Annotated in this window: 8 protein-coding genes and 2 pseudogenes; 8 read left to right on the top strand and 2 right to left on the bottom strand. The window is 65.7% G+C overall.

What is annotated here, in order from left to right; all coding sequences use genetic code 11:
- Positions 1 to 261: 261 nt before the first annotated feature.
- The gene (manA, locus tag ACT84W_RS02965; RefSeq protein ID WP_432290221.1) at positions 262 to 1236 is read right to left on the bottom strand and encodes a mannose-6-phosphate isomerase, class I; all 975 of its coding nucleotides are present in this window, start codon (positions 1234 to 1236) and stop codon (positions 262 to 264) included.
- A 223-nt stretch (positions 1237 to 1459) separates the two neighbouring features.
- Between manA and ACT84W_RS02960 the strand changes: the two are divergent.
- The 5 genes and pseudogenes from ACT84W_RS02960 to ACT84W_RS02940 all read left to right on the top strand — a co-directional run.
- A pseudogene (locus ACT84W_RS02960) lies at positions 1460 to 2041 on the top strand (family 1 glycosylhydrolase); the annotation flags it as partial.
- A complete protein-coding gene (locus ACT84W_RS02955; protein ID WP_444328156.1) occupies positions 2017 to 2175 on the top strand; it encodes a hypothetical protein in 159 nt (52 codons plus the stop codon). The pseudogene ACT84W_RS02960 and the gene ACT84W_RS02955, both read left to right, overlap by 25 nt.
- Positions 2176 to 2383: 208 nt before the next feature.
- The gene (locus ACT84W_RS02950) at positions 2384 to 2608 is read left to right on the top strand and encodes a hypothetical protein (RefSeq protein WP_417575606.1); all 225 of its coding nucleotides are present in this window, start codon (positions 2384 to 2386) and stop codon (positions 2606 to 2608) included.
- 4 nt (positions 2609 to 2612) lie between these two features.
- On the top strand, positions 2613 to 2954 hold the full coding sequence (locus ACT84W_RS02945) for a PTS lactose/cellobiose transporter subunit IIA (protein ID WP_444328155.1): 342 nt from the start codon (positions 2613 to 2615) through the stop codon (positions 2952 to 2954).
- 158 nt (positions 2955 to 3112) lie between these two features.
- A complete protein-coding gene (locus ACT84W_RS02940) occupies positions 3113 to 4588 on the top strand; it encodes a D-alanyl-D-alanine carboxypeptidase family protein (RefSeq protein WP_444328154.1) in 1476 nt (491 codons plus the stop codon).
- Positions 4589 to 4670: 82 nt separating this feature from the next.
- Here ACT84W_RS02940 and ACT84W_RS02935 read toward each other — a convergent pair whose 3' ends face one another.
- Entirely contained in the window at positions 4671 to 5834 is a 1164-nt protein-coding gene (locus ACT84W_RS02935) for an acyltransferase family protein (RefSeq protein WP_444328153.1), read from the bottom strand.
- 435 nt (positions 5835 to 6269) lie between these two features.
- Here ACT84W_RS02935 and ACT84W_RS02930 point away from each other — a divergent pair, with 435 nt between their 5' ends.
- The 3 genes and pseudogenes from ACT84W_RS02930 to ACT84W_RS02920 form a co-directional block, all read left to right on the top strand.
- Entirely contained in the window at positions 6270 to 7319 is a 1050-nt protein-coding gene (locus ACT84W_RS02930) for an inorganic phosphate transporter (RefSeq protein ID WP_417575602.1), read from the top strand.
- Between the two features lie 67 nt (positions 7320 to 7386).
- On the top strand, positions 7387 to 8019 hold the full coding sequence (locus ACT84W_RS02925; RefSeq protein ID WP_444328152.1) for a DUF47 domain-containing protein: 633 nt from the start codon (positions 7387 to 7389) through the stop codon (positions 8017 to 8019).
- A gap of 318 nt (positions 8020 to 8337) precedes the next feature.
- Positions 8338 to 8625 (top strand): annotated as a pseudogene (locus ACT84W_RS02920) (peptide chain release factor-like protein); the annotation flags it as partial.
- Positions 8626 to 9024 lie beyond the last annotated feature (399 nt).

The raw sequence follows: 9024 nt of genomic DNA, 5'->3' as shown, positions 1-9024 counted from the left end.
TCGCCGGCGGCTGTTGGAAGGCCTTCGGCTTCTCCAGCTGCTACGACTGGGGAGTCCGCGCGGTTCAGTACCGCTTCCTGTAAGGAGCCGCCGCGCCACTGAGCCCCCGCGCCTGGCGGCGATTCTCCGCTGGCGTCGAGGTCGCGGAAGGGTGTCCCAGAAAGCTGCACGCAATGACTGTCGCCCAGTGATGGCAAAGCGGCGCCTGTCGGCTTAGGCCGGCGGGCGCCGCTCGCTTGCGGGGCCAGGTTTGGCGCGCGGCTACAGCGCGGTGGGGACGCGGCTCACGATGAGCTTCATCTTTCCGGAGCAGTCGACGTCGCCGAAGGCGGCGGGGATGATGAAGTGGTCGCCCTTGCGGACCTTGGCGCCGGCGACGGTTCCCTCGCCGTCGATGACGCTCACGCAGCGGAACGTCGGGATGGCCGAGAAGACCTTCTCGCCGTCGATGCGGACGAGGTCGACGATGTAGCGGTCGGTGTCGGCGAGGTGCTGGATGCCGCCGATGATGGGGGTGGTCACGGCGCCGGACTCGATCGGCTCCTGCGAGAAGTCGACGCACTCGACGCTCTGCTCGAGGTGCAGCGGGCGCGTGGTGCCGTCCGCCTGCTTGCGGTCGTAGTCGTAGACGCGGTACGTGACGTCGCTGGACTGCTGGGTTTCCAGGATGACGGTGCCGCCCTTGATGGCGTGGATGGTGCCGGGGTCGATCTGGAAGAAGTCCCCTTCATGGATGGGCACCTCGTTGAGAAGGTCGGACCAGCGGCCCTCGTCGACCATCTGGCGGAACTCGGCGGCGTCTCTTGCCTTTTGGCCCACGATGATGGTGCCGCCCTCCTTGCAGCCGAGGACGTACCAGCACTCCTTCTTTCCGAGCGAGCCGTCCTCGTGGGCGGCGGCGTAAGCGTCGTCGGGGTGCACCTGGACCGAGAGGTCGTCCTGCGCGTCGAGGATCTTGATCAGCAGCGGGAACTGCTTCGCCTCGCCGCCTCGGCCGTCGGGCACCGTGCCGAAGACCTCGCGGTTCTCTTTCCAGAGTTCCGAGAGGTACTTGCCGTCGTACTCGCCGCCGTCGATCCTGCAGTCCCCGTTGGGGTGTGCCGAGATCGCCCAGCACTCGCCGATCGGGCCGTCGGGGATGCGGTATCCCCAGTCGTCGGCGAGCTTGCGCCCGCCCCAGATCTTCTCGTGGAACACTGGCTTGAGGAAAATCAACTCATGGAACTGCTGCGACATTGCTGCTCCTTTTGTTGGCGGGTACGTCGGCCGTATCTTATCCGATTTGTTTGAACATTCTGCAACCAGCGATCGGCGCCAGAGGAAAAACGCAGAGTCCGCGGTTTTCCTCTGGCGCCGGCGGCGGGGTTTTCTACATGGCGGCGCGACGGCCGAGCTCGAGTGCTTCGTGAACCTGTACCACTTCGATATGCCCGCGTAACTCTTCCGCCGCGGCGGATGGGAGAACCGCGAGGTCGTCGAGGCGTACGCGAACTACGCCGAGAAAGCCTTCCGCGCCTTCGGCAAGGAGATCCGCTGCTGGTTCACCTTCAACGAGCCCATCGTGGAGCCCGACCAACGCTATCAGAACGGCGTCTGGTACCCGTGCCTGCACAACTTCAACCGTGCGAAGGCCGTGCAGTACAACATCTCGATCGCGCACAGCCTCGCCGTGGCGGCCTACCGTCGCGCGAAGGCCGACGGCTGCATGCTCGACGACTCGCGTATCGGCCTCATCAACTGCTTCACCCCGCCCTATACCCGCGAGAACCCGAGCGAGGCCGACCTCGAGGCCGTCCGCATGACCGACGGCATAAACAACCGCTGGTGGCTCGACCTCGTGACCGAGGGCAAGCTCCCCGCCGATATCCTGGCCGACTTCGCGGCGCGCGGCGTCGAGCTGCCCGTCCGCCCGGGCGACGAGCAGATCCTGGCCCAGGGCAAAGTCGATTGGCTCGGCTGCAATTACTACCACCCCGAGCGCGTCCAGGCGCCCTCGCGCGACGTGGACGAGGCCGGTTGCCCGGTCTTCGCGGAGCCGTAGGCGGCGACATCCGCGCCGCGATCTGGCAGATCCTCGAGATCGTCATCGCCATGGCCATCTACCTGCCGTTCATGAAGGTCTCCGAGCGCGTCCAGGCCAAGCAGGCCGTGCTCGCCGAGGAGTCCGCGGAGTAGGCGCGCCGCGCCCTTGGCGCGGGGCATCCCGCCCGCGCATCGCGGGGCCGCTCCCTCCGAAGTCCTTTCCTTGGGGTGCCCGGGCTTGCCAGGGCCCGGGCACCCGTCCAAAGGCCGCATCGGCGCCGCTGGGCGCCCCGTCGCGGCCACCGAGTTACCCAAGGGTTACCGTAATCGCACGGTGCACGTCCTCAGAAAGGGGATCGCAATGAAGAATATCCTGCTCGCCTGCAACGCCGGCATGTCCACGAGCCTCCTCGTCCAAAAGATGCAGGCCGAGGCCAAGGGCCAGGGCCTCGACGTCAGCATCGCCGCCTACCCGCTCAACAAGGCCCTCGAGCACGTCGACACCGCCGACGTGCTTCTCCTCGGCCCGCAGATCGCCTATGCAAAGAAGATCCTGGCCGACGCCCTCAAGCTGATGAGGGAGTAGGACGATGGCTGACGAGGCCACGAGCACCGAGCAGCCCCTCGACATGGAGGAGGTCTGCTTCCAAATCATCGCCAACGTCGGCATGGCCAAGTCGATGTACATCGAGGCCATCGGCAAGGCCAAGGAAGGCGACCTCGACGGGGCGCGCGAGCTCATCAAGCAGGGCTCCGACGCCTTCGTCGAAGGGCACAACGTCCACCTGCAGCTCCTCGCCAACGACGCCGGCGGCAAGTCCGTCGAGTTCTCGATGCTGCTCATGCATGCCGAGGACCAGCTCATGGGCGCCGAGACCTTCCGCATCGTCGCGGAGGACTTCATCGACGTCTACGAGCGCCTGGGCAAGTAACCCGCATTCGGCTCCGCAAACGACGTTCGGCGATAACGCCGGTTATTGAACAATGTGGAAAACCCCGCAAACAGTCCTTCGCGCTGATTGCGGGGTTTTCTGCGCCGCGGCGTGGCGTAGACTCGAAGGCCCATGGCGACGAGAAGGGAAGATGCTCGATGAGGTTCGGCGGGTCATTTGCAAGGAAACTGGGCGCCGCGCTCGCGGTGGCGGTGCTCGCGCTCTCGCTCGGCGCGCCGGTGGTGGCGCGCGCGGAGGATGCCGCGTCGCTCCCAGTCTCGGTTGACGGCGAGCAGCTCTACAACCCGACCCCCGCCCCCGAGACCAACACCCCGGCCGGCATCCTCGTCGACCGCGACAACGGCCAGGTTCTCTTTGCCAAGGACGCCGATGCCCGGCGCTACCCGGCCTCGACCACCAAGATCATGACGGCGCTGCTCGTGCTCGAGCACGGCAACCTCGACGACGTCGTCACGGTGCAGGCGGACGATTTCTCGGCGCTCGATGCGGACAGCATGCGCAGCGGCCTGCAGGCCGACGAGCAGATCACCGTGCGCGATCTTCTCGCTTGCCTGCTCCTCCCCTCCGGCAACGATGCCGCCTACGTGCTCGCCCGCTATGTCGGCGGCACCTGGCAGGACTTCGTCGGCATGATGAACGCCAAGGCTGCCGAGCTCGGCTGCGAGGACACGCACTTCGCGAACCCCTGTGGCCTGCACAACGACGACCACTACACCACGGCGCGCGACCTGTGCCGCATCTTTGAGGAGGCGCTCCAAAACCCGGCGTTCGTCCAGATCGCGGGCAGCGCCACCTGCGAGCTTCCCGCCACGAACAAGAACCCGGCCCGCGAGCTCGAGAGCACGGATTTCCTGGTCGATCCCTCGAGCGACGCCTACGCCGGCGGCATCGTGACCGCCGGAAAGACGGGCTACACGCTCGAGGGCGGCAAGTGCCTCGTCGTCGCCGCCCAAAAGGACGGCCGCCACCTCGCCGCTGTCACGCTCGGCGGCGCGAACGACGCCGGCTACGAGGAGCCGACCTCGAACTTCTATGGCATGCGCGACCTCCTCAACTGGGGCTTCGACGCGTGGCAGGATGCGACGGTGGTGAGCGGCGGAGAGGAGCTCGGCAGCGTCCCCGTCACGCTCTCGGAGGACGGGACGCAGGTGGGGGCGGTCGCCGCCGGGGAGGTCTCGGCGTTCGTGCCCGCCGGGCTCACGCTTGCCGACCTGACGATCGAAACTCAGTTACCTGATGAGCTCACGGCGCCGGTCCAGCAGGGCGCGTCGCTCGGCGAGGCGAGCATCTCGTACCAGGGCCGCTACCTCGGCAGCGTGCCCGTCCAGACCGAGGCGTCGCTCAGCTGGTCGCTGAAGCTCTTTGTCCAGGATTGGCTCGCGGTGCCGGAGCACCTGCTGCTGGTCGCCGCCGTCATTGTGGCCGTCATCCTCGTGATGTGCGCGATCGTGAACCTCGTCCGCCGCGCAAAGAGGCGCCGTGAGGCCGCGGACGCGAGCCAGGGCTCGGGCATGGCCTTCGACCAGGCATCTGGACCGATCGCGGGCTCGGGCACCGGCTCGAATGCGCGCTCGAAGGCACGCCCGAGCTCCGGCAAGCACTTCAAGAGCTAGCCGAGCGCCCGTACTCCGGGCGCTTCGCGGGGCGCCAACCTTGATGCGCCCCGCCCTGCCGTGCCTGATCTCATCACGGGCCCTACCGCGCCAAGCCGAGCCGGCGGAAGAGCGGCAGGCGGACGACCTGGTCGATCGCGAGCATCAAGGCCAGGAGCAAAAGGCTCGCTGCCGTGCCGACGCCGATCAGGTGGACGGACGTGAACCAGGGAATCTTGTAGAGGGACACGAGCCACCCGTACAGCTCCCCGAGCCAAAGCGGCATCGTGAGCGACTGCAGGATATAGAACCCGAGGACGCTCTTCGCCGCCCTGCACACGGGGGCGTCGAGGGGCTTCTTCGCGCGTTCGCGGCCCGTGCACGACCGTGCAAAGAGGACCGCGGCGACCGCCGTGCAGAACGCGAGCGCCGACGTCGACTTGAACGAGGTCGCCGCCATGAGGTCGAGCTCGCGCGCGTGGGCGAGGGCCGTCTCGACCCCGAGCGAGGCCGCGACGGTTGCGACAAGAAGCGCGCCCGCCGCCCGGCGGCCGAGCCTCACCGACGAGACCTCCCCGCCGACCACGAAGGCCGCGAGGTAAGTCACGGCGCTCATGAGCTTGCGCCAGTCACCGAGCCCGCGGTCGACGTCGCCCTGGTCGACAAAGGCGATGTAGGCGTTGACGGCGAACACCGCGACGACGAAGACCGCGGCGACCGCTCGCCATGCTGCGGGTTTTTGCTCGAGGCGCGCCTTCGCCCAGCCGATCACGGGCGCCAAGACCATGAGCACCAGGTAGACCCATATGAACTCGAGCCCGCCAAGAAGCCCAGGCAGGTTCTCGGGCGTCGCATCCTCGATGGGGACCACGAAGGCGCTCATGGCGAGGACCGCGACGACGTAGAACGCGATGGTCGCGAGCAGCGGCGCCGCGCGCCGGGCGGCCTTCCGCGCTTGGGCGCGCCAATACCCAGGGCAGTCCGGGCCGTTGCCGGTCTCCTTCGCCGCCGCGACGGCCGCGGGGATCAAAAAGAGCCCCGAGATGCAGAAGAACACGTTGTTGCCGAAGGACCCCAGGAGGTTGATGAACCCGAGCAGCGGCGCCGCGATGGGGTTGTCGATGATCCCGTCGCCCGGTCCCGTGCCGTAGCCGCCGGTCATCGCCGAGAACCAGGGCATGAAGGTGTGGAAGATCGCGATGGACGCCGCTGCCACGAGGCGCAGCGCCTCCACGCGCGGGTCCCGCTCCTTCTTTCCGTTCGCCAACGTGCCTCCTTGGGTGCTCGCGTGCTTGCGCTCGGCCGGCCATGGGTATCGGGGACGGCCTTCGAGTAACGAACATTGAGTATAAGGTAGGCGTGCGCGCCCGGTGGGGCAGGGGCCCGTCGGGCGGGCGCGGCCGCACAGGCCCGCTGCGCCTCGCCCTGCTCGGCCGCGCCTCGCCCCGTTCATGCAGCTCGGTCTCATGCCGTCGCGCCTCGTCCCCGCCCCGTTCCGGCAGCTCCGCGCGATCGCTTCTTGTCCCGGGCTTCTTTCCGCGCGCGAATGTAAGCTGAATGTAAGCGTTTGCCTTACATTCGGGTTCCGAGCTTACATTCAGCCATGTTTCCGGCTCTTTACGCTATCCTAATCGAGTGCTTACATTGGCATGACAGTACAGGGGCGCAGCGTTTCTTCGCGCATGTGTGGAAAAGAGTGCACTTGATTACCCTCCCTGAGTTCTTCGGCCTTTTGGCCTCGAACCCCTTCCTCGTCCTCGTCATGGTGCTTATCCTCGGCACCATCTTCGTCAACGGCGCTACCGACGCGGCCAATGCCATCGCAGAGGTCGTCGGCACCCGATCGATGGACATCGACGACGCGATCCTGATGTCCGTCATCTGCAACTTCATCGGCCTCGTCGCTATGACCTTCATCTCGACCGCCGTCGCGGACACGATCTCCGGCATGGTCGACTTTGGCGGCGACTCCCACCTCGCCATGATCGCGCTGGCGGCCTCGACCGTCGGCATCGTCGCCTGGGGCGTCGCGGCATGGGTTTTCGGCATCCCGACCTCCGAGTCGCACGCGCTCATCGCCGGCCTCACCGGCTCGGCGCTCGCCGTCTCCGGCGGCCTCGACGGCGTGAACATGGGCGAGTGGGCCAAGGTCATCTATGGCCTCGTCCTCTCCACCGTCCTCGGATACCTCGCCGGCTGGGCCATCGCGAAGATCATCCCCATCGCCTGCGCGAACGCCGATCGCCGCCGCGCGAACAATTTCTTCGGCAAGATGCAGATCGCCGGCGCCGCGGGCGTCGCCCTCATGCACGGCGCGCAGGACGGCCAGAAGTTCATGTCCACCGCCATGCTCGCCATCGCGCTCTCCATGGGCAAGACCGTCGGCGACATGGGCGGCTTCCCGCTGTGGATCGAGGTGCTCTGCGCCGGCGTGATGGCCATCGGCACCGCCATCGGCGGCAAGAAGATCATCAAGAAGGTCGGCATGGAGATGGTCCAGCTCGACAAGTACCAGGGCTTCTCGGCCTCGATCTCCGCGACTATCTCGCTTTTCATCGCGACCGTCACCGGCCTGCCCGTCTCGACCACCCACACCAAGACCGCGGCCATCATGGGCGCCGGCGCCGCCAAGGACATGCGCTCCGTCAACTGGGGCGTCTGCAAAGAGATGGTCCTGACCTGGATCTTCACCTTCCCCGGCTGCGGCCTCATCGGCTACGTCCTCGCCAAGCTCTTCCTCGTGATCTTCTAATCGATCAGACCAAACGACTTCCCACTCGACCGGCCCATCTGGCCACCTCAAAGACAAGGAGCACATCATGGCCCGCACCAAGAAGGAAGACGAGTTCTACACCCTCCTCAAGGAGTTCGCCGCCCTCATCGTCGAGACCTCCGAGAAGTACGCCGGCATCGTCCACGACTTCCCGAACTCGATCAGCCGCGTCCCGCAGATGAAGGTCTACGAGACCAACTGCGACGACCGAGTGAAGACGATCATGGGCAAGCTCTACACCTCCTTCATCACCCCGCTCGACCGCGAGGACATCTCCGAGCTGGCGCTGGCCATGGACAACGTCGTCGACGCCATGTACGGCGTGACCATGCGCATGGACCTCTTCAACATCCAGGACTCGCGTCTCGAGGCCGACCAGATCGCCGATCTCACCGTTCGCGCGGTCAAGGAGATGCAGGAGATGATCTGCCGCCTGCCCGAGTACGGAAAGAAGCCCGAGTCCGTCATGGAGAAGGCCATCTCGGTCGGCGACATCGAGGACGAGGGCGATACCGTCTACCAGAACGCCCTGCGCCGCCTCTTCCGTGGCGAGCCCGCCGCGGCAGATGGCAAGTACGCCGTCACCTGGCTGCGCATCTTCGACCGTATGGAGCAGGTCCTCGACGCCTGCGACGACGCCGCCGGAATCGTTCGCGCCGTCATCATGAAGTCTGCGTAGTCACCCGCGTGCCGGCTCTGGCCGGCAAGCCGGGGAGGGCACGAGCTTTTCGAAAACCGTTGGTTATGTTGAGGGACGGGCGCGAGCTTTCCGAATCGCTTCGGATAGCTCGCGCCCGTCCCTTAGTTCTTTTCACCCCCCCCGTAATTGCCCTTGTAATGGGCGCATGCGAGATTTCGCGCGGAAAGCTCGCTCGTCTTTTCAAGTCGGCGGGGTACCATTCGAAGCATGGAAAAAGAAGACCTCACATACAGGGATTACGCCGCATTCGCGCGGTTGTCGCTCGACGAGCTCGCCGAGCAGTGCGACGTGCAGGTGTTCCGCGCGACGGGCCCGGGCGGCCAGGGCGTGAACACGACCGACTCCGCCGTGCGCACGACACATGCACCGACCGGCATCACCTTCGTGTCTCGCGAGTCCCGCAGCCAGTTCCGCAACCGTCGGCTGTGCCTCCAGAAGATCCACGACGAGCTCGCCCGGCGCGCACGGCCTCCCAAGGTCCGCCACAAGACCAAGCCGACGCGCGCCTCCAAAGAGCGCCGCCTTGCCAGCAAGCGCCTCCGCTCGCAGGTAAAGAAGCTCCGTCGCCGCCCCACGGACGAGTAGCTCGAGGGCCTGCGGGTTTTGGTTTGTTGTTCGCGGAAGCACGGCCTTCCATGGCTTGAGCGCCATCATGATATAGGGTCGTGAGTATAGTTCAATCATTTACCTACACCAAAACATGTAAGTAAAAGATTGAACCATCTACAAAACCCCAGTTGGCAAGAAGTTCGGGGGCTTCTTGCCCTGATTTACCTACAGGAAAACATGTAAGTAAAAGTTTTAATCATATATAGTCATCAGTCAAAATCGGGCAAGGGCGTCGGGCAGATGCGGAGAATCTGATGCAGCCGCCGGATCATCGACGACCCGTGCTTGTCCATGCGGGCGCAGAGGCCCTGAAGCAAGCGCTGGACCGATGCCACCTGCGCTCGGTCATATCCTATATGTGATACGTGATCGACC

The sequence above is a fragment of the Paratractidigestivibacter sp. genome (genome assembly GCF_052362415.1).
In the GTDB taxonomy this organism is placed as follows: Bacteria; Actinomycetota; Coriobacteriia; order Coriobacteriales; family Atopobiaceae; genus Paratractidigestivibacter.
This window is presented reverse-complemented; position numbering and strand designations above follow the sequence as displayed.

Bases quoted from the DNA above. Each gene is read 5' to 3' on its own strand.
- ACT84W_RS02940 (WP_444328154.1), top strand. From the start codon at position 3,113: ATGAGGTTCGGCGGGTCATTTGCAAGGAAACTGGGCGCCGCGCTCGCG.
- ACT84W_RS02950 (WP_417575606.1), top strand. From the start codon at position 2,384: ATGAAGAATATCCTGCTCGCCTGCAACGCCGGCATGTCCACGAGCCTC.
- manA (WP_432290221.1), bottom strand. From the start codon at position 1,236: ATGTCGCAGCAGTTCCATGAGTTGATTTTCCTCAAGCCAGTGTTCCAC.
- ACT84W_RS02945 (WP_444328155.1), top strand. From the start codon at position 2,613: ATGGCTGACGAGGCCACGAGCACCGAGCAGCCCCTCGACATGGAGGAG.
- ACT84W_RS02925 (WP_444328152.1), top strand. From the start codon at position 7,387: ATGGCCCGCACCAAGAAGGAAGACGAGTTCTACACCCTCCTCAAGGAG.